The organism is Lacrimispora sp. YZC11, assembly GCF_057543815.1.
The window spans coordinates 1-20698 of record NZ_BAAJYQ010000007.1; the positions used below are offsets into that span (position 1 = coordinate 1).

The window sequence follows — 20698 nt, forward strand, 5'->3', positions numbered from 1 at the left end:
CCAGTCGGTCCAGTTGGTCCCTGAGCGCCGGTAGCGCCAGTCGGTCCAGTCGGTCCCTGAGCACCAGTAGCGCCAGTAGCACCAGTTGGTCCAGTCGGTCCCTGAGCACCAGTAGCGCCGGTAGCGCCAGTTGGTCCAGTCGGTCCCTGAGCGCCAGTAGCGCCGGTCGGTCCAGTTGGTCCTTGTATTCCTTGAGGTCCTTGAGGTCCTACTGGTCCCTGAGGTCCGGCAGGTCCCTGAGGTCCTTGTGGTCCTTGCGGTCCCTGTGGTCCAGTAGGTCCAGTCGGCCCAGTCGGTCCCTGGAAACCTCTAGGCCCAGTCGGTCCAGTAGGTCCCTGTGGTCCAGTAGGTCCGGTCGGTCCCTGGAAGCCTCTAGGTCCAGTTGGCCCAGTCGGTCCCTGTGGCCCTCTAGGTCCAGTTGGTCCAGTCGGTCCCTGTGGCCCTCTAGGTCCAGTTGGCCCAGTCGGTCCCTGTGGCCCCCTAGGCCCGGTTGGTCCTGGGCATCCTCTTGGACCAGGGCAACAACCGCATCTATCACAACAGCGATCATCGTCCCAATTTCTACAATTATTCATTATAATTCCCTCCTGTTAAGGTATGATATTTTGATTTTCAGCTTATAAGCATTCTAAACAAGATTAAAATCAGAATATAAAGGAACTTCGTACTCCTTTATACCTTATGATATGTATTGAATGACAAGTTTGTTAGAAAATGGCTGAACTTAATAATGACACAAAATCACTGAGAACTGGATGAGAATATTCTGGGACAATTGTAGGAAGATTACTGAATTTATAGATGACTAAGAGCGTTAGCAAAGTCGAATCTTGCCCCACAGACATGGAAATATGCGGGCTGATAGAGCGTGGAGAAGAGCGATTTTGCTGGTGGGAAGACCTGCTTTTTTGACGATTGTAGATAATTTAACGGGTTTAAATAGGGGATTCCATAGACTATTAATTTTGCTGGTATTTGATTATGCCACGATTTCTGAAACGCCTGCTGAAGGCAGAGCAGTGGCCCTTGCACCGGAAAATAAGGACCATGACAAAATAAAATACTCCTTTTTAATAAGAATTTTAAAAAAAACTTATTAAAAAGGAGCTGTCTATCATAAATGTGTAAGCTGTTTTAATATGCAGGTATAAGGCCAATAAAACTTTCATAATAGATACCGGTCAATAGATATTAGCTTTAATTTCATTAATCAGAGCATTCAGCCCTAATTCATTACAATCGTTAATAAGTCCCATAGTGATAAAACTACTGTAGAACTTCTTTGCCTCAATTTTATCATTCATATTTATTGATTGGATCGTTTTTTCGATCAAACTCAAAATTTCATTATTAATTTCACTGTTTTTGGTATAGTGTAAAGATAACTTTTGCAGTTCTCTGATAATTGGTTCATTTATTCCGCTTGCCATGACGTTCACCACTTGGATGCTGGAAGAAGGTTCCTTTTCTGCTTCGGAGTTATCAATGATCTTTCCGTCCCCAAGAAAGCTGATTTGAAGGCTTGAGGTCGTATTCCTTTTTGAAAGAAGGTTGCTGATCAGGTCGTAGGCCTGAAGGGTAAATTCCTTGTTATTGCAAACAAAAGAGTAAATTTTACCGGAGCTGATTTCAAAATTGATACCTATGGAACTTTCCCGCTTCCGATTCCAGTAAAACCAGGCGGCGGGATAAAGAATCAGAGCCAGCAGTATACCAATGATGCTTGCAGGACTGGTACCAGACAAAGCTATGAGTAATAAAATGAGTACAAAATGAAAAGGAAATGGTTTATCTGAGCAGTTTCCCATCCATATATGAGAAATATTTGCAGTTTTGATCATATGATTTTCCCATCTAATCGTATTTTCTTCAATAGTTATGGTAGAGTTTGTAAATCTTATATTTGTTTGATTTGTCATGAAATTCCCCTCTAAACAATTCCACTATTATTTTCAATGATAGATGCAATGAGAATTGGATTTGTAATCATAATGGTGCCAATAGTATCAAAGCCCATAATTTCCACATATACACTGTAATTGCAGCATTTGCATCCCATGGAGTCATGATCATAGGCCATGAAAGAAAAGGTATTTGTTTCCCTGCTGACCTCATTTCTGCTGTAAACCAGGCTGGAACTGACAGGAGTCGAAGCTGTCTGATCGTTTCCTTGTTTAAACAACTGAAATCTGAGATGCATACGGGCACTGGTGGTAAGGATATTACAGGAAAAGTTAAAATGAATTAAAAAATTCCTGTAGCTGTAGGTATTTATATTAAGCGAAGCTACGTTATATGTAGCGTTTTTTTCTGTATGTTCAGGTAAAATGATTCCTCCCATGGCAGAACTTTTTATTAAGGCCTGGTTTGCAGGAGGTAAATCATAGGAACTCTTCTGATTATTTTGTATATACTGGCTGTGGTTAAGGTTTTGGGGCTGAATTTGCTGGATTTGCTGGGTAGGCTTGGCTGGCTGCGGTTTCCTATAGGCTGTATTGCGATATGAATAATTAGGACGGCATGACATACCGAATAAGCGATTATACATAATGGCCACAGCTCCTTATTTGAATGCTCATAGATAGAGTATTCAGCCGGGTTTGGCCAAACACTCTATCTATGATAGAAAGTTAATTTATGCAGCTATTGGACATACATCCCTTGTACCTACCTTTTGAACCCGGAATTAGAAGCAGTCGTTATCTACGATGATTGCAGCAAGGGTTGCATTGTTAATAGCAGTAACCCCAACCGTAGCAACGCCGGCAACCGTAGCAACTACGCTGTAAGTGCAGCATTCATCATTGCACAGATCACAGTCGCAAACGAAGAAGGAGAAGGTGTTACCATCAGTAATAGCTACAAGCCGTGAGAAAGTCCAGATTGGCCCTACGGGAATAGGAGTCAGCATGCCTTTGCACTGTTTGAATACCTGGAAATTCAGGGTAATAACAGCAGCGGTAGTAACGATATTACTTGCAAATTCAAATTTAATGCATGGGTTTTTTAAACCTTTTGAATCAACGTTTACAGTGGCCAGAGTAAAGGCAGCGCCCGCAAGTGTTCCTAACGGCAGGGTTACTCCGCCCTGGCTGCCGCATTTTAAAATTGTTCTGTTTGGTTTTAAGTGCTTTCTGGGACGTTCGCATGTGCAGTTACACGTACAGTCCTCACATTCATCACAATCGCATTCACATATTCTCATATCAAGATCATTCATGATGTGACCTCCATTTTGCTTAATAATTAGGAATGTTTCGTTATACCATCATGGTATACTACATTATATTATCAAGAAGAAAATATGCTACAACTCAATAGACAATATCCCGCCTAATGTCATTCTTTGCTCCCATTTCCTGCAATTACCGGATGATTAAGGTCAGATCCTCCTTATCCATGGTGATCAGTAACCGGTAAACATCATGTTTCCATGAAGTTTTCAAACGTTCATCAATAATCGGAATCACTTCTTTTTGTATCCTTACGGCTCCTTCAATGAGGAGGCGGCCCAAGTCTCCGATCTGTACGGTATTTTCAGTTACAATTGGTTCCTCGTAAAACATAAGGGACAGTACGGGGTTTGGAAGATCTCCATCGTAATGATCGGATATAGTGATTTCTTTCCCCTTTTCCAGTACGGCGTTCCGGGTATAGGACTTTATCCGTCCATCAGGGTAAGCTGCCCCTAAGTCCATGGCAATCCGGCAGACAGAGTCTCCTAATTGATGGCGTACATTTTCCGCCCGGTAATCGGCCCCATCCTTTTGCATGATATGGGTCTCCCCGTCAAAAAATGTAGGCAGGTTATGATACCGCGACTGCATGGTCCAGATGTCATAGCGGTGTTCTGAAAAGGTCTTTTTTGTATAGGTTTCCACGCCAACGTCTATAAACAGGGGTTTCCCATCCTTATAAATAGTAAAACTTCCTGTGTCGTTGTGATTATGGCTGTCGTCATTATCCCCGGCTTTTACGGCCAGATAAAGATGCTCATCTCTTGCTATGAAAAGTCCCACGCTTTCATACCAGAAATCCCGGTGCACTATGGGAGATTTGGCAAAGGAAATCATTTCCCTGTGAGTAAAGACTGTCTGTAATCGGTAAAACAGGTTATGTTCCTCTGCGGTTAAGGGATCCTCGCTGCTGTGGTAATCTTCTGCGGCAAAGGACATAAGCTCCTCATTTTTCGTCCGTTTGCCAAAGAGGAATTCCCTTGCTCCGCATCGTCCGGCAATGGGAGAGCAGTCGGCGAAATTCACATAATAGACATCATGAATATGGGCGGTCAGTATGTAGGAGGCTATATTTTTGATTTTTTCGATTTCATACGCAGGTAGAAAAGCGTTGTCTGAAACACCATTTAAAACCTCAAGGCAGTTAAACAGGCATAGGCCTGCGTGACGGTAGTACTGGGCGCCTTCATCGCAGCAGCCATCTTCCCCGTACTCCGCCAGAAAATAGTCAATGCTTTTGCATGCCTTTTTAAATATTTTCTCCTTTTGGGACTGGGGGAGTTCTCTTGTAAAGGCGGAGAGAAGCACGTTCTGGGTACACCAGACAGTCCAGTTATTCATGTGGCTGATCCCGTCGCCCATCCACCAGAAGTGCTCGTTAAGATAAGGGGTGAAGATCCGTTCCTCAAGATTTTTATTGATCATCTTTGAGAGTATGGGGGTGACGGAATCAAGCTCCTGCCTTAAAAGATACTCTGCCACAGCCAGCACAGAGGCCGTTTCTGCTGCAAATAAATCAATGACAGGGCGGGTGACGTCAGGAAGGATAAAAGGAGGCGTATCGCGGATGTAGGAGTTATGGGCAGGAAGCTGCCATGCGTTTTCCTCGCAGATCAAATAAAGCCCGTTGATGATGTCATCAAGAAAGCGTCCCTTATATTCCGCGCATTCAGCCAGGACCAGAGCATCGAGAGCGGTCCTTCTTAAGAACAGCTTATCCTGAAACCGGCTTCTGTTTCCGTTTCTGGTAAACTCCATGTAATCTGCGGCAGTCAAGGAAGGGTATTCAAAATTTAAATAAGCTTCTCCGTTTTTAATTAAGCGGCCCGTAAAATCCTCCGGCAGAGAATTCCAGGAATTCCGGTCAGAGGCCTGGGGAAAGGGGGAAAAGCAGGATAAAGGTTTCTTTTGTTCATTTGCAAGTTCTGTAATCATGGCATATATTCTCCTTATTTATTTTCGTCAGGGTCGGCGGTATTTTGTTGTATAAATTCCCGGGGAGAAAGCCCGGTGACTTTTTTAAATACTTTACTGAAATAAAAGGCGCTTTCAAAGCCCAGTTGGTCGGCTGCTTCATAGATTTTCATATCCTGTTCCATGAGGAGGGCTTTAGCACGGTTGATCTTTGCCTGGGCGATGTATTCTGAAAATCCGATCCGGCAGTTTTTCTTAAACAGGATACTTAAATAATTGGGGCTTAAGCCGAATACACCGGCCACTTCGTTTAAGGTCAGCTTTTCGGTTATATGGTTGTTGATGTATTTTTGTACATTGGTTATGACATGAGCCTTGTAGGTTTTTCGTTTGGATTTCAGCACTTCACAAAGGCCGACACGGAAAATAGTCATCCATTCGGCGATCTGCTCCACATTGGAAAAACGGTAAATGGAGCGGTAACCGTCACTGTAGGAAGAAAAGATCTCCGCCATATTCTCCTCCCCATCGGGAAGAAGGGAAAGAGCCAGGTAAAGGATGTTGCAGGCTCCGTCTGCCGCCTGGGAAAACCTAAGGGGATGTGCCTCAAACAATTGGGTGATTTCGGTTAAGGTACGGGATAAAACATCCGTATCAAACTCATTGAAGGCCTTGGTTATCTCACTTTTAAATACGGAGATGTTGAAAGCGTTGCGGATCGAGGCGGTATCATCACCGGTAAAAATCATTATGGGCTGCTCTATGCAAGCCCGCCCAAAGGCCTGGCGGGCTTCCTGGTAGGATTCGCTTATTTTTAAGGGATGGCTGACCGGTGTTCCGACTCCTGTAAGAATCGTTACATTAAAATAGTTCCGGATCATATCTGCAACGTTTCGGAACGCATCAAAAACAGTTTCTTTTCGATAGTCTGCCAATTCAGGGAGATGAAATACCACTGCAAAGTGCTTCATATCCAGACTTACCACATAGGCGGGAAGATGCCTGCCGATTATTTCCTTTGCCATTTGCAGAGCGCTGTTATAAAGGTTCATGAGTTTTCCATAATCCATATCCTTACTGGATTCCTCCCGGATCTGGCAAAGAGCGGTAAAATAGCAGGTTTCCGTAAAATCCAGCCTTAAATCTCTGGTCTGCAGTTCAAACTGTTCCTCGTTGTCAAAGAGGTTATGCAAGAGCCGCATAAAAAACTTTTCATAATAGCTCTGCAATAAGGGGCGTCCTGAATCTTTGTATTCCATGGAGACCTGAAGGGTTTCCAGACGGGAGAGGGCCTTTTTTACGGCCTCCTCCAGGGCCTTTGCATTTAATTCCAGCTTGATTAAATAGTCTACGGCCTCATAGGCCATCGCTTCCTTGATGAGCTGGAATTCTTCGTAGCTTGTTAGAAAAATAAACAAGGGGATCTTTCCGTAGGTTTCCAGGCAGGTCTTTGCCAGGGTAAGCCCGTTCATGGTTGGCATACGGATGTCCGTAATGATAATTTCTGGGGAATATTCCGCGATCATTTCAAGGGCATCCTGCCCGTTCATGGCAGTACCGCAGATCTCAATGCCGTAATCCGCCCAGTTTAACATGGATTTTATCCCGATCTGAACCAATGGCTCATCGTCTGCTATTAATAATTTCGTCATATATATTACCTTTCGGCTGTTTGGTTTTCTGAGTAAAGGGCATAAGGTATTAAAATGGTCATGGTGGTGAAACTGCCTGGGCAGCTGTTAATGGTAATTCCATATTCCGGACCAAAGTCATATTGGATGCGCCTGTTTACGTTGCTGATGCCGACGTGACGGAAAAATTCTGCTTTGTTCTGGCTTTCAGTTTTCTCATGAAGAACCTTGTCTATGGTATCCTTGGACATTCCGATGCCATTATCCGTTATATCGATCTTCAACACCTTTTGGGTACCCAGGTTTGTGCTCTGGGCCGAAACAGTGATCTTGCCGGCTGTTTTAGCAGGTTCTATTCCGTGGAACAAGGCATTTTCGATGATGGGCTGGAGGGTAAAGCGGTGGATTTCACATTTGTATAAGTCCTCCGACTCAATGGAATATTCGATGGTGACACTGCCGCCGTAACGGTATTTCTGGATCAGGAAATAATCCTTTACCAAATCCAGTTCTTCCCTTAAAGGGATCATGGAAGTGGTTCCTTTTGAGACATTTTTAAGAAGCCTGGCCAGGGCAGTGGTCATATCTGCAATACCGTTTGCATTCTGAATCGTTGCCATCCACTTGATAGAATTTAAAGTATTATATAGGAAATGGGGATTGATCTGGCTTTGCAGAATCTGATATTCCAAATCCTTTTTCTGTTTTTCATAAGATACCCGCTTTTCCATCAGGGTGATGATATCTTCCGACATATTATTGATTCCCCGGCCTACCTGTCCCAATTCGTGATTCCATTCAATCGCTGTATCCCTGGAAAAATCCCCGGTTGAGATCCCATGGATCTTGCTGCTGAGTTTCTGGATGGGCTCCATAATGATCTTATTTAATAGGAAGGCCAGCAGTACACCCAGTGAAACTATGGCAAGGCAGGTTCCAAGGATAAAAAGGGTATATAAGTTTTTCTGTTGGCCGAACTGCTGCTCGGAAAGCACCTGGGATAAACTCCAGCCGGCCATCCCTTCTATGGGGCGTTCAACCAGGAGCCGTTTTTTTCCGTCGTTCATAGAAACGGAGAGAACCCTGGTTCCTTTGGACAGAGACTCATTACCGGCCAGTTTCACCGGATTGGTGTAGGGCATATCGGTTTCCTTTAAACCGCTGGAATTGAAACTATAGGTTTTTTCTCCAATGGTAATAAAAAGCGTACTGTCCTCAGGAAGAGGATAGGAGGCCAGGGAATCGGTAAAGAGCCGGGAGGAAATTTCCACGTATGTCCAGCCAATGATTTCAGAATTAAATTCATTGGTGACCGAACGGACAATGGGAATAAACTGTTCCCGTCCTGAGTTGGAAAATGGGTCCTTTACCAGGCCGATCCAGAGAAAGTCAGGGGCCTTGTAAAGCTTTTCAAAGAAATCTTCATTCCTGATGATCCTGGCCGCATAGGGGGAAGTATTATTGGCCGCAGCCGCCATTTGAAGGAAATTTCTTTCATTGGAAGAAGAAACAATGACCCTGGACATATATTCATTGGACCGGGTGTTATAATATTTATAATATTCTTCCTTTAAGCGGCTATGGGTGGAAAGGGCCATAGGGCGCAGATTATCAAAATCCCTGGAGGCGGTAGGAAGCTTTGGCTTGTCTTTAAATGCTTCCAGATAATCCAGTATGGCGCCATTGGAGCAGCACCATTTGCTGAAATAGATGATATCCTTCATATCTGCACCAATGTTGTTGCTTACGACTGAAAGGCTGAATTCCACAGACTGGATCTGGTTCTTCCTTAAAAAGGACTGGAAAACCGAGAAACAGACCGTTGTGGTAAGAACGGTGATGAGCAGAGTAATGGCTGCAGTGAGAACCATGATTTTACCCCGTATGGTTTTGGGGATGAGCTTTTTCCACATGATAAAATAAAGTCCCTTCTTTCAATGGATAGCCTGTGATAATGGTTTTAATATCTACAAAGGTATCCCATTTGATGTAAAATGTCAATGAAAAACCGGCTGGTTTTTAAATACAAACAGTCAATTTGTATACAAAAGAGAAATATTGCTGTTTATCGTAAAAAAGTGCATGTTTTAACAAAGTGTAAAAGAAATGTGAATAAAAAGTGAATATTATGAAAGATAAATTCCATTTTTAATACCGCAGTACGGCGTTATAATTTAACCATGGTAAATCACAGGGATACCAAGGGGTTTACTGAAAACATAATCAAATCAGGAGGGAATACAATGAAAAAAAGAACACTGAGTATTGTTCTGGCATGTGCAATGGCAGCAGCCAGCCTGGCCGGATGCAGCGGCGGTGCCAAGGACACCACGGCAGCTCCTTCAGAAGGCACAGCAGCAGAGACAGCGAAAACCTCAGAAGCAGCAGGAGGGCAGACCACATTAAAATGGTCCGTATGGGATATCGGCTCCACAACCTATTATCAGCCGCTTATCGATGCCTTTGAAAAGGCACATCCGGATGTGAAGATTGAAATGGTTGATTTAGGTTCCACCGATTATCAGACTGTCCTGGCAACAGAGCTTACAGGAAGCGGATCTGACTTTGACGTAGTTACCGTAAAGGATGTTCCCGGATATATGACGCTTGTGAACAAGGGTGTATTAGAACCCCTGGACAGCTATATCCAGTCTTCGAGTGTTGATCTGACACAGTACAAAGGCCTTACCGATCAGATTACGGTTGACGGTAAATTATACCAGCTTCCGTTCCGCAATGACTTCTGGGTTTTATTCTATAATAAGGACATCTTTGATAAAGCAGGTGTTGCTTACCCAACCAATGACATGACATTTGAACAGTATGACGCTCTGGCAAGAAGTCTGACCGTTGACACCCCAGGGCAGGAGATTTATGGCGCCCATTACCATACATGGAGATCTGCCGTACAGCTTTTCGGCGTGCTTGACGGTAAGAACACCATTCTTGACGGAAAGTATGAATTCTTAAAGCCATACTATGAAATGGTTCTTGGAGAGCAGGAAGACGGGGTTTGCCAGGACTATGCAACCTTAAAAACCAGCGGCTTACATTATTCCGGCGCATTTGCCCAGGGGAATGTTGCAATGATGAACATGGGCACATGGTTTATCTCTACCTTAATGGATAAGATCCGCACCGGCGAATACACAGACTGTACCAATTGGGGCATTGCAAAATATCCTCATGCAGAAGGCGTAGAGCCAGGCTCCACCCTTGCGACCATTACTTCTTTAGCAATTCCGGCCAAAGCTCCTCATAAGGATCTTGCATGGGAATTTGTAAACTTTGTAAGCGGAAAAGACGGCGCAGAAATCCTTGCATCTACCGGTACGATCCCGGCCGTTATGAACAGCACGGTTGCTGATCTCGTATCCAGCGCAGACGGATTCCCCAAGACTGACGGGACCAGCGTAGAGGCTCTTAACACCTCCAACTTATACTTAGAGATGCCTGTGAATGCAAAGAGCTCCGAGATTGAGACTGTATTAAACGAAGCCCATGATGCTATCATGACAGGCAGCATGTCCGTAGATGACGGCCTAGCCCAGATGAATGAAAAGGTAAGTGCAATTTTGGCTAAGTAACAGACAAAAAAGAGATGTATCACAGAGGCGGGCAGCAAAAAAGCCCGCCTCATTTAAAGGAAACTTCTGAATTGATTTAACGGATTAGAAGGTTGAAAGAAAAAATGTCATTCAACCTTGGGTATGTGAACCGTGTGCCACGCTTTACCGGGCACAGTGCGCCCCGCTTCATCGGGCGTCAATTGGATATGCAATATCCGCTTGATTCATTAGGACGCAAAAAACGGGAAAAGGAGGATAAGCAACATGGCGAAGACAATAACAGAAGCGCAAAAACAGGAAAAAATCGCGGAGTTAAATAAGAAACGGGAAGCCTTGAGCCTTTTATTAAAAGAGACAAAAGGGACCCGCAAGCGGGATGTCCTGGTTGCGAAAATCGAGACAATAGATGAGAAAATAAAAAAGGTGCGGACGGGGGAGCGTTTTACGCGTCAGGAAAAGAGGGATATGGTTGCATACTCCTTCATTGTCCCTAACTTCATTGGATTTGCAGTTTTTACACTTGGCCCCATTATTTTTGCCTTTGTCCTGGCATTTATGAAATGGGATGGCAACAGTCCTATGGAGTTTGCAGGGATTAAGAACTTTATTACGATGCTTGGAAGCGCCAGATTCAGGGCGTCCTTTACCAATACCATTGTATACTGTATTGCAACGGTTCCTTTGACACTGGCCTGTGCCCTAGGTCTGGCCGTGGTCTTAAACCAGAAAATAAAGGGAAGAAATTTCTTCCGTACGGTAGGATTCTTCCCTTATGTGGCGTCTCTGGTCGCTGTGGCGGCCGTATGGAACATGCTGTTCAGCCCCCAGAAAAGCGGTCCTGTCAACATGATCCTTTATCAACTGGGCGTCAATGCAAAGAACCTTCCCAAGTGGTCCGCAGATCCCCATTGGGTGATGTTTACCATTGTCTTGTTCAGTGTCTGGAAAAACATGGGCTATTATATGGTTATTTATCTGGCAGGACTGCAGGGAATCAATGGAGAGCTGTATGAAGCGGCAAGCCTTGACGGCTGTAACTCCTGGCAAAAGTTCCGTTATATCACATGGCCGCAGCTTCAGCCTACAACCTTCTTTGTCACCATCATTCTGACCATCAACTGCTTTAAGGTTTACGATATCGTATACATGCTGGCAGGCGGCTCCAACGGGATTGTAAGTTCCCAGGCAATGGTTCTTGTTTACCATATTTATGAAGAAGCGTTCCGCAACTGGAATTTAGGCTATGCAAGTGCGGTAGCCATGGTACTGTTCTTAATGGTTCTTGCCATCACGATGGTTCAGTTCCGTGGTGAGAAGAAATACGCAAACTAGGAAAAGGAGGATAAGAAATGAAAGTAAAAAGCACAAATTATAAAATCAGCAGATGCCTCCTCTATGTGGTCTTGCTCATTCTGACAGCCGTCATGCTGATTCCTTTTGTATGGATGATGTCGGCTTCCTTAAAGCTGGATAAGGACGTATTTATTTTCCCGATCAAGTGGATACCGGAAAATCCAAGATGGCAGAACTATCTGGATATCTGGACAAAAATCCCGCTTATGACCTTTGTATTAAACACGGTGAAGATCACCCTGATCGTTACCTTTTTACAGCTTTTGACCAGCAGCTTCGCAGCTTATGCGTTTGCAAAGCTGAAATTCAAATACAGCAATCTCTTATTCATGGCTTACATTGCCACCATTGCGGTTCCATGGCAGGTATACATGGTTCCCCAGTTCATGATGATGAGAAATTTCGGGTTAAATGATTCCCATCTTGCAATCATCTTTCTCCAGGCATTCTCAGCCTTCGGTGTATTCATGATGCGCCAGTTCTATCAGGGTATCCCCGATGAACTGTGCGAGGCTGCAAGAATCGACGGCATGAGCGAGTATCAGATTTATGGAAAAATCATGCTCCCATTATCAAAGCCGGCTCTGTCGACCTTGACCATCTTTACCTTTGTCAATACCTGGAACGATTTCCTGGGGCCCCTGATTTATCTGAAAACAGAAGCGAAAAAGACCTTACAGTTAGGTCTTAAAATGTTCATCAGCCAGTACAGCTCCGAATATGGCCTGATCATGGCTGCATCGGTTCTTTCCCTGATCCCGGTCCTCATCGTGTTCCTGTCCCTGCAGAAATATTTCGTTGAAGGTATTGCAGCAACCGGAGTGAAAGGATAATATAATGGAAAAAATTAAAAATTTCGTGGATAACATCCATAACGAAGCTTATAAGGACAGCTATGCGTCTCCATGCCTGGGGGCGGAATCCTATGTGATCCCAGGCGGACGGCGGGAGATGTCACTGGACGGTGCCTGGAATTTTTCCATAGATATGTATGATAACTGTCTCAGGGCCAAATGGTTTCTGGAACAGGAAGTCAATTCAGAGGGGCTTAAAGTTCCTCTGGATTATGGATTTGATGACTGGGAGGAAATCCAGGTACCAGGAGTATGGAACCTTGCAAAGCCGGAATATTTTTATTATGAGGGACCGGCGGTATACAGCCGCCGGTTCTCCTATAAGGGATCCCCGGAAGGACATGTGTTTTTGCGGTTCGGGGCAGTATCTTATGAAACCAGGATCTTTTTAAACGGAAATTTTCTGGGAGTCCATAAAGGGGGCTCAACCCCATTTTGTGTTGAAGTCACGGAGTATTTAAAGGAGGATAACAGGCTTATCGTGGTTGCTGATAACACCAGACGGCAGGATCAGATTCCGAGTGAGAATACGGACTGGTTTTTATACGGCGGCATTTACCGGAGCGTAACCCTTTTTTGTGTGCCTCAGACTTATATCAAGGATATGAAAGTATCCCTTACAGATGGAGAGAAAAAGGAAATCAATGTTTCCGCGGCCCTTGGAGGTTTGGAGGGGTTTGAGGAAGGGGAAGCGTTTTTTTCCATACCAGAGCTTCAGGTGGAAGAGGCAATTCCACTGGGAGCAGATGGACGGGGACAGCTGACATTGGAAATCAGCGGCCTTTCCTTGTGGGGTCCGGAAAATCCCAAGCTTTATGAGGTTTTCCTGCATTTCCGGTCAGGCAATAATACATTGGATCAGGTGAAGGACCGGGTGGGCTTTCGTACCGTGGAAACCAGAGGCAGGGAAATTCTATTAAATGGAAAGCCGGTTTTTCTCCGGGGCGTCTGCCTTCATGAGGACACAGAGGATCATGGAAAGGCGGTTACGAAGGAAGACATTCTCCGGGCATTTGACTGGGCCAAAAAGATGAACTGCAATTTCCTCCGTCTGGCTCATTATCCTCATACGGAGTGGGTTTCGGAACTGGCCGATGAAGCTGGCCTTCTTTTATGGGAAGAGATTCCGGTTTACTGGTGGATCGATTTTGCAAACCCTCGGACCTTAGAGGATGGAAAGAACCAACTGACCGAGCTGATGAACCGGGATTATAACCGGGCCAGCGTGATCATCTGGTCCGTAGGAAATGAAAATCCCGATACCGATGAGCGCTACCACTTTATGAAGGAGCTGGTGGAAACGGCAAGGGAATACGATTCCAGCCGTCTGGTATCAGCCGCCTGTCTGGTGGATGCCGTGAATTTAAGGATATCCGACAGGCTGGAAAAGCATCTGGATGTCATAGGATTCAATGAATACTATGGTTGGTATGATCCGGATTATGGAAAGCTGGCTGATATTTTAGTGGGCTCCAAGCCTGAAAGACCGGTTGTTATCAGCGAATTCGGCGGGGATGGATATCTGGTTTCCGGACCGGAAGGCGGCAAGGTACGGGGCTCGGAGGCGGAACAGAAGGAAATTTATGAAAAGCAGGTTGAACTGTTTGGAAAGACCGATTATATTCAGGGAACTGCGCCCTGGATCCTATTTGATTACCGGACGCCGAAACGGCTTGGAACATATCAGAAGGGGTATAACATCAAGGGGCTGGTGACAGCGGACCGGATGCGGGAGAAGCCTGCCTTTTTAATCATGAAGGAATATTACGAGGAGGTAAGAAAACGTGAACAAACAGATGGAGGCTTTGCTTAGAGGAAAACCAGAACTGACAGAGGCAAAGTGCCGGGAAGCCATGGATTTTGCCGTGAAGCAGGTAACAAATAATTTAAAAGAATTTACGGAATCCTTTAAAAAAGCGTACAGTGAGGAGGGATTTTATAACCCCACTCCCAATGTAAACTGGACCACCGGTTTCTGGACCGGACAGATATGGCTGGCCTACGAGTGGAGCAATGCAGAGGAACTGAAAAAAGCCGGACAGATCCAGGCAAAAAGCTTTTTGGACCGGATCGACCGCAAGGTGGAAGTAGATCATCATGATATGGGGTTTTTATATTCTCCTTCCTGTGTAGCTGCCTATAAGCTGGTCGGTGATGAAAGAGCAAAGGAAGCGGCAATCAAGGCGGCAGACCAGTTGATCAGCCGTTTTCAGCCGGTAGGTGAGTTTATCCAGGCCTGGGGGCCCATGAACCAGCGGTCGAATTACCGCTTTATCATTGACTGTCTTTTAAACCTCCCCTTATTATATTGGGCAACAAAAGAAACCGGAGATCAGAAATACCGTGAGATAGCTGAAAAACACATTCATACTGCCATTGCAAATGTCATAAGGGAGGACTATTCCACCTGGCATACGTTTTTCATGAACATGGAGACAGGAGAGCCGGATCATGGGGCTACCTGCCAGGGCTATAAGGATGGCTCTGCCTGGGCCAGAGGTCAGGCCTGGGGGATCTATGGCTGCGCCCTTGCCTACCGGTATACAAGGCGGCCGGAATACATTGAGGATTTTAAACATGTGACAGGATACTTCTTAGAGCACCTTCCATCGGATCTGGTGCCATACTGGGATCTGGAATTTGGTGAAGGCTCCGAAGAACCCAGGGATTCTTCCTCTGCTTCCATTGCGGCCTGCGGAATGCTTGAGATGGCAAAGTACCTTAATGAAGCTGATGCTGCCTGCTGCATATCCATAGCAAAAAAGATCATGGAGTCCGTTGTGGAACATTATGCGGTTAAGGATTTAGAGGAATCCAATGGGCTGGTGCTTCACAGTACCTACTCCAAGAAGTCCCCTTACAATACCTGCACACCGGAAGGGGTGGATGAGTGCAACATCTGGGGAGATTATTTCTACATGGAGGCCCTCACCAGGCTGTCTAAGGATTGGAATCCATATTGGTAATAATCGAAATAATTCGAAAAGAGGCGAATATAGATGAAACTTGAAACAAAACAGGATTTCCAGCAATGGATGTTCCAGGTGTTAAATCCTTTAAAGCCATTGTACAGCAAAGGGTGCGCCAGGCTTTCCCTTGGAGACAGCGGTGTCACATATCCCAAGGTGAGCATAGAGATGGAAGCCTTTTCCAGGCCTTTGTGGGCGCTGGTACCTTTGTGGCTGGGGGGAGGCAAGGGGTTTGAGGAGATTTACCGGAACGGACTTGCAAGCGGCACCGATCCCTCTCATCCGGAATACTGGGGTGGTTTTAAGGATTATGACCAACGGTTTGTGGAAATGGCGGCCATAGCAAGCGGCTTAATCTTCACTCCGGAAAAATTATGGGAGCCCTTGAGTGAGGAAGAACAACAGAATTTGGCAAAATGGCTTTATGAAATCAATGAATATATTATTCCTGACTGCAACTGGCAGTTTTTCATGATCCTGGTGAACGTTGCTTTGCAAAAGCTGGGCTGCCGGTACAGTGAAGAACGGCTGGCTTCCGGCCTTGAAAAGATCGAAAGCTATTACATTGGAGATGGCTGGTACCGGGATGGCGGTTCCAGTCAGAAGGATTATTATATTTCTTTTGCCCTTCATTATTACGGGCTTTTGTATGCGGTGGCAATGGAAGAGGAAGAGCCGGAACGGTGTCAGCTGTTTAAGGAACGGGCAAAGCGGTTTGCCAGAGATTTTATATACTGGTTTGATGAAAACGGTTCTGCTCTCCCTTACGGAAGAAGCTTATCCTACCGTTTTGGAGAAGCAGCTTTCTGGTCTGCTTATGTGTTTGCAGGACTTGAGGATATTCCGGCAGGAGTTGTAAAGGGAATCATATCACGCCATCTAAACTGGTGGACGAAGCAGAAGATCTTTGACCGTGACGGCGTGCTGACCATTGGTTACGGATACCCTAACTTAATCATGGCGGAACGCTACAATGCGCCGGGTTCCCCTTACTGGGGGATGAAGACCCTCTTGTGTCTGGGGCTGCCCGATGAGCACCCCTTCTGGACTGCAAAAACAGAGGAGCTGCCAAAGCTTGAGCCGGTAAAAATATTAAAACAGGCGGACATGGTGATGCACCGCCGCGGAAAAGATGTAGTGGCTTATCCGGCAGGAGTTTGTGAGAGATACGGACACGGCCATGTACCGGAGAAATACTCCAAATTTGCCTATTCCACCCGGTTTGGATTCTCCGTTGCCAGAAGCCAGATCGTCCTCCATGAAAATGCTCCGGATTCTTCCCTGGCCTTCGTCATTGACGGAGATGATTATGTATTTGTCCGGAAATACAGTGACTCCTATGAGGTTTTGGAAGACCGGGTGATAAGCAGATGGCATCCCTTCCCGGGAATCATGGTCACATCTACTATCATTCCCAAAGAGTACGGTCATTTAAGGATCCATGAAATTGAGAGTCAGTACGACTGCACTGCCTACGACTGCGGCTTTTCCGTTGAAAAATTCACGGAAAATTATGAGCAGAAGGCAGAGGAAAAGAGCGCATTTGTATCCTCTGGAGAACAGGAGTGTATGGTATCCGGGGAAGGTCCGGATGCAGCAGGGGTGGTAATAGAGTCTGATCCCAATACCAATGTGCTTTATCCCAATGCTTCCATACCCGCGGTGTCCTATCGCATTAAAAAAGGGGAAACCATCCGGCTGGAAACAAAGGTGGAAAGCATGATCCGGTAGAATGATAATTGATTTTAAAGTTTTTCCGCTGTATAATAAAGTCATAAACAGGTAACAGCGAGGAGGGCGTAAGAAGATGTGGATGAATAAAAAGCAGAAATTAAAGGCTTCTTATTATAACAGCTTCTTCGCCCTCATCGTGATTCCTATTCTTTTTATAATCTTACTGTCCATCCTCATTATCCGTACCATGATGGTGGATTCCGCAGTTTCCAACATCCGTCGTGCCCAGGATAACATCGCATCCACTATGGGCGGCGAAGTAAAGGATGTATCACTCCGTTTATCCCATTTCGTATATGTAAACGACAATGAAGTCATAAAAAATGCTGCAAAAACCAATACAAAAGATGTGGCTGAAAAATACCTTTATACGAAGATCCTGACCGAATCCTTTCATTATGCCATGGTTCCGGTGCAAGACATCCTGTCTGCCGTATTTTATATGAAAGACGGGGACCATACGTACATGAAGGATGATATTACCCTGGGCAGAGAGGAACTTAGGGCCTCCTCCTGGTATCAGGAAGCTATGGCAGCACCCAACGTGGTAAAGGTAGGTTTTTATGACCGCAGCGTAACTAATTCCAGAAAAAATGCCTATACTCTGACCATTGCCGCAGGCCTGTCTCCCGGAATGGATGTGGACCGGGACGGGGTCATAGAGATGACGGCGCTGTTTGTCTCATCCAGGACCGGAGGGCTGATAAAAGATTATAATAAGGAACGGATGCTTGGATCTACCATGATTGCGGACAAGTCAGGAAAAGTCATTTTTGACGCAGAAGGTACGATGGCTCTTTTGCCCCGGAATATTTCTTTGGAACAGCCAAAATTCCGGTATCAGGCAAGTGGCAGACGGTATATGGGAGTGGTGACCGAAGAACCGGTGACCGGCTTAAAGATCATCAGCGTAGTGTCTTATGAAGCCCTTACAAGAAGCTTTAACAGGACTGCAGCCGTCATTGTAGCGGTTACGCTCTTCCTGTTTGCACTGTTTTACCGTTTTTCCAGCTATTTCTTAAAAAGCATCATTGACCCCATCCATCATACGGTTGAGGGCATGAAAAAGGTGGAAGAGGGAAATCTTCTGGTTCATGTGGAACCAAAAGGGCAGGAAGAGCTGCATCTGATGATCCATTCCTTTAACCGTATGACAAGACGGTTAAAGCAGCTGATACAGGAAAATGAGGAACAGCAGCAGAAAAAGCATGAGGCGGAAATCAGGGCGCTGCAGTCTCAGATCAACCCTCACTTTCTGGTAAATTCCTTAAATTCTATCCGGTTTATCGCACAGATGTCAAAGTATGAGTCCATTGCCCGCATGGCGGAGGCGCTCATTAAAATATTATCCTGCTCCTTCCGGAGCAATACGGGATTCTATCCGTTAAAAGAGGAGCTGGAGGTTTTAGACAGTTTTATCTATCTGATGAAAATCCGTTATTCCGACGGGTTCGATATAAAATATGAAATAGAGGAATCCTGCCTTTCCTGTCTGGTCCCGCGACTTATTTTACAGCCTGTGGTGGAAAATTCCATTGTCCATGGCTTTAGCGGCCTGATGGATGAAATGGGGATCATCTGGCTGACGGCTCGTGAAGCAGATGGATTTCTGTACCTTGAGATCCGGGATAACGGAAAGGGTATGTCTGAAGAAGAGATGAGCCGGATCCTGAATGGGGAAGAGGGTAAGGAAGGGCAAAAGGATCATGTAAGTATCGGAATCACCAATGTAAAAACCAGACTTAAGCTTAATTATGGCGAAAGCTGTGAATTTGAGATGGAAAGCGGAAAGGGCCGGTTCACAAGAACCTCCATCCGCATTCCCATAAGAAGAAAGGAACCTGAAAAACCATGAGAAAAGTCCTGATCGTGGATGACGATACCATAGTACGGATCACCCTGCACTCCCTTATTAACTGGGAAGAGTTGGGGTATCAGATTGCCGCGGATGCCATTCATGGCCAGCAGGCATTGGAATATATCAAGGATCACCCGGTGGATTTAGTGATCACCGATATGAAAATGCCGGTTATGGATGGGATCGGGCTCTTAGAGGAGTTAAACCGTTTGAAAACCATGCCGGCAGTACTGGTTTTAAGCGGTTATGACGATTTCAAGCTGGTCCGGGATGCCTTCCGTCTGGGGGCCTGCGACTACTTATTAAAGACCGGACTAACAGAAGAAACCCTTGCAGCCATGCTGAAGCGTATGGATGAAGAGGTCTTTCACGATCACGGCAATGAAAAGGGAGGAGAGAAGAATCCGATGGTACAAGTCCCGGATTCTGTCCTTCTTGTAGATATGGCCATGGGAAGACGGTCCCTTGAGGAGACTTTTTTTCAGCAGGAATACCTGGTGATGCAATTTGAAATAGAAGATTTCCATAAAGCATCGGCTCGTTTTGGAGAGGATTTTGATGAAGAACTGATAAAGCCCATGTTAGAGCTGGCCGGGCAGATCCCCCGGGTGGCTTCCCGCTGCATACTTGGGGCAGTGGCGCCTTCCCGCTATTGTTTGCTGTACCGCATAACCGATCCGGAGCAGTATAGGGAAAATGCGGTATCCGCCTGTAAACAGTTATGCAATGTCTGGAAGCATTTTATGAATCTCTCCGTTTCCGCTGGGATCAGCAGGCAGGGGAATGGCAAAAAAGATTTCTTAAACCGGTTTGAAGAGGCAGGAGAGCAGTTAAGGCTTAAGTACTTAAAAGGAAAGGGGAAGATCTGCGATCCATGGGAAAAAGATGTGGTATCCTTCCAGCAGGTCCGGCAGGCCGGGCAGGATTATGAAAAGCTTTTAAAGGGACTGATGGTAGGCGATGAGTTGGCCGTGTGGTCGGAAAAGAAAGGATTTTTTTCAGAACTTTACAAAATGGAATTAAAAGCAGCCAAAGAGGTCTGCCTCCATCTCATCTGCAGCATAGCCTGGCAGCTTTCGGATAACCACGATGATATCAGCGCCCTGTTTGCAGAAGAGGTCAATTATTATGAGAAAATCGGCCGCTTGGATGAAATGCGGAGCCTGGAATTATGGCTGAATAATTATTTCCGCTGGATTATGGATTATAATGACCACCATACGGACCGGAAGCAGGCGGATATGATGATCCGTGCAAAACGGTTCATTATGGACAATTATGCCAATCCGGAGCTGACACTGGGAAGCGTGGCAAGTTTCATCGGGCTGAATGAAAAATATTTCAGCACCAAATTTACGAAAGAAGAGGGGATGACCTTCAGCAATTATTTAACAGAGGTCCGCATTCGAAAGGCAAGGGAGCTGATGGAGACAACGGATTTAAAGATTTATGAAATCAGTCAGAGCGTTGGCTATAACAGTGTGGAGCATTTTACCAGAGTATTTAAAAAACTGTGCAAAGTAAGTCCGGGCGGGTACCGGAAATAAAGACCTGACGATATATCAAGTTTTCAAACTATA

At 45.4% G+C, this 20698-nt stretch carries 16 protein-coding genes; 9 read left to right on the forward strand and 7 right to left on the reverse strand.

Annotated features, from left to right (window positions below; genetic code table 11):
• Window positions 1–575 (reverse strand): collagen-like domain-containing protein (locus AC27IJ_RS12145; protein WP_487149066.1); only part of this gene is annotated, 575 nt, incomplete at its 3' end.
• A gap of 309 nt (window positions 576–884) precedes the next feature.
• Here AC27IJ_RS12145 and AC27IJ_RS12150 point away from each other — a divergent pair.
• The gene (locus tag AC27IJ_RS12150; protein WP_487149067.1) at window positions 885–1100 is read left to right on the forward strand and encodes a hypothetical protein; all 216 of its coding nucleotides are present in this window, start codon (window positions 885–887) and stop codon (window positions 1098–1100) included.
• A gap of 81 nt (window positions 1101–1181) precedes the next feature.
• Here AC27IJ_RS12150 and AC27IJ_RS12155 read toward each other — a convergent pair whose 3' ends face one another.
• The 6 genes from AC27IJ_RS12155 to AC27IJ_RS12180 form a co-directional block, all read right to left on the reverse strand.
• Window positions 1182–1919, reverse strand: coding sequence for a hypothetical protein (locus AC27IJ_RS12155; RefSeq protein ID WP_313257643.1), 738 nt, complete (start codon window positions 1917–1919; stop codon window positions 1182–1184).
• Between the two features lie 11 nt (window positions 1920–1930).
• On the reverse strand, window positions 1931–2548 hold the full coding sequence (locus AC27IJ_RS12160) for a DUF4489 domain-containing protein (protein ID WP_487149070.1): 618 nt from the start codon (window positions 2546–2548) through the stop codon (window positions 1931–1933).
• Between the two features lie 138 nt (window positions 2549–2686).
• On the reverse strand, window positions 2687–3220 hold the full coding sequence (locus AC27IJ_RS12165) for a DUF4489 domain-containing protein (RefSeq protein ID WP_313257642.1): 534 nt from the start codon (window positions 3218–3220) through the stop codon (window positions 2687–2689).
• A gap of 145 nt (window positions 3221–3365) precedes the next feature.
• Window positions 3366–5171 carry a heparinase II/III domain-containing protein gene (locus tag AC27IJ_RS12170; protein ID WP_312444749.1) on the reverse strand — a complete coding sequence of 602 codons (1806 nt, stop codon included), beginning with the start codon at window positions 5169–5171 and terminating at the stop codon, window positions 3366–3368.
• A gap of 14 nt (window positions 5172–5185) precedes the next feature.
• On the reverse strand, window positions 5186–6802 hold the full coding sequence (locus AC27IJ_RS12175; protein WP_487149072.1) for a response regulator: 1617 nt from the start codon (window positions 6800–6802) through the stop codon (window positions 5186–5188).
• A 5-nt stretch (window positions 6803–6807) separates the two neighbouring features.
• The gene (locus tag AC27IJ_RS12180; protein ID WP_313154493.1) at window positions 6808–8694 is read right to left on the reverse strand and encodes a sensor histidine kinase; all 1887 of its coding nucleotides are present in this window, start codon (window positions 8692–8694) and stop codon (window positions 6808–6810) included.
• Window positions 8695–9024: 330 nt separating this feature from the next.
• Between AC27IJ_RS12180 and AC27IJ_RS12185 the strand changes: the two genes are divergently transcribed.
• From AC27IJ_RS12185 to AC27IJ_RS12220, 8 genes are all read left to right on the forward strand, one after another.
• On the forward strand, window positions 9025–10368 hold the full coding sequence (locus tag AC27IJ_RS12185; RefSeq protein ID WP_487149075.1) for an ABC transporter substrate-binding protein: 1344 nt from the start codon (window positions 9025–9027) through the stop codon (window positions 10366–10368).
• A 246-nt stretch (window positions 10369–10614) separates the two neighbouring features.
• Entirely contained in the window at window positions 10615–11682 is a 1068-nt protein-coding gene (locus tag AC27IJ_RS12190) for a carbohydrate ABC transporter permease (protein WP_313257637.1), read from the forward strand.
• 17 nt (window positions 11683–11699) lie between these two features.
• Window positions 11700–12536 carry a carbohydrate ABC transporter permease gene (locus AC27IJ_RS12195; RefSeq protein ID WP_313154499.1) on the forward strand — a complete coding sequence of 279 codons (837 nt, stop codon included), beginning with the start codon at window positions 11700–11702 and terminating at the stop codon, window positions 12534–12536.
• A gap of 4 nt (window positions 12537–12540) precedes the next feature.
• Window positions 12541–14370 carry a glycoside hydrolase family 2 protein gene (locus AC27IJ_RS12200; protein ID WP_487149078.1) on the forward strand — a complete coding sequence of 610 codons (1830 nt, stop codon included), beginning with the start codon at window positions 12541–12543 and terminating at the stop codon, window positions 14368–14370.
• Complete coding sequence (locus tag AC27IJ_RS12205) at window positions 14354–15523, forward strand: glycoside hydrolase family 88 protein (protein ID WP_334308390.1); 1170 nt, start codon at window positions 14354–14356, stop codon at window positions 15521–15523. The genes AC27IJ_RS12200 and AC27IJ_RS12205 overlap by 17 nt, the downstream gene beginning before the upstream one ends.
• A 33-nt stretch (window positions 15524–15556) precedes the next feature.
• Complete coding sequence (locus AC27IJ_RS12210; protein WP_312444736.1) at window positions 15557–17257, forward strand: DUF2264 domain-containing protein; 1701 nt, start codon at window positions 15557–15559, stop codon at window positions 17255–17257.
• 76 nt (window positions 17258–17333) lie between these two features.
• Window positions 17334–19115 carry a sensor histidine kinase gene (locus tag AC27IJ_RS12215; protein ID WP_312444734.1) on the forward strand — a complete coding sequence of 594 codons (1782 nt, stop codon included), beginning with the start codon at window positions 17334–17336 and terminating at the stop codon, window positions 19113–19115.
• A complete protein-coding gene (locus tag AC27IJ_RS12220; RefSeq protein WP_312444732.1) occupies window positions 19112–20665 on the forward strand; it encodes a response regulator transcription factor in 1554 nt (517 codons plus the stop codon). Before AC27IJ_RS12215 ends, AC27IJ_RS12220 begins: the two co-directional genes overlap by 4 nt.
• Window positions 20666–20698 lie beyond the last annotated feature (33 nt).

Coding starts and splice junctions, on each gene's coding strand:
- AC27IJ_RS12215 (WP_312444734.1), top strand. CDS start 17,334: ATGTGGATGAATAAAAAGCAGAAATTAAAGGCTTCTTATTATAACAGC.
- AC27IJ_RS12170 (WP_312444749.1), bottom strand. CDS start 5,171: ATGATTACAGAACTTGCAAATGAACAAAAGAAACCTTTATCCTGCTTT.
- AC27IJ_RS12180 (WP_313154493.1), bottom strand. CDS start 8,694: ATGTGGAAAAAGCTCATCCCCAAAACCATACGGGGTAAAATCATGGTT.
- AC27IJ_RS12185 (WP_487149075.1), top strand. CDS start 9,025: ATGAAAAAAAGAACACTGAGTATTGTTCTGGCATGTGCAATGGCAGCA.
- AC27IJ_RS12175 (WP_487149072.1), bottom strand. CDS start 6,802: ATGACGAAATTATTAATAGCAGACGATGAGCCATTGGTTCAGATCGGG.
- AC27IJ_RS12160 (WP_487149070.1), bottom strand. CDS start 2,548: ATGTATAATCGCTTATTCGGTATGTCATGCCGTCCTAATTATTCATAT.
- AC27IJ_RS12210 (WP_312444736.1), top strand. CDS start 15,557: ATGAAACTTGAAACAAAACAGGATTTCCAGCAATGGATGTTCCAGGTG.
- AC27IJ_RS12155 (WP_313257643.1), bottom strand. CDS start 1,919: ATGACAAATCAAACAAATATAAGATTTACAAACTCTACCATAACTATT.
- AC27IJ_RS12205 (WP_334308390.1), top strand. CDS start 14,354: ATGGAGGCTTTGCTTAGAGGAAAACCAGAACTGACAGAGGCAAAGTGC.
- AC27IJ_RS12220 (WP_312444732.1), top strand. CDS start 19,112: ATGAGAAAAGTCCTGATCGTGGATGACGATACCATAGTACGGATCACC.
- AC27IJ_RS12190 (WP_313257637.1), top strand. CDS start 10,615: ATGGCGAAGACAATAACAGAAGCGCAAAAACAGGAAAAAATCGCGGAG.
- AC27IJ_RS12200 (WP_487149078.1), top strand. CDS start 12,541: ATGGAAAAAATTAAAAATTTCGTGGATAACATCCATAACGAAGCTTAT.
- AC27IJ_RS12165 (WP_313257642.1), bottom strand. CDS start 3,220: ATGAATGATCTTGATATGAGAATATGTGAATGCGATTGTGATGAATGT.
- AC27IJ_RS12195 (WP_313154499.1), top strand. CDS start 11,700: ATGAAAGTAAAAAGCACAAATTATAAAATCAGCAGATGCCTCCTCTAT.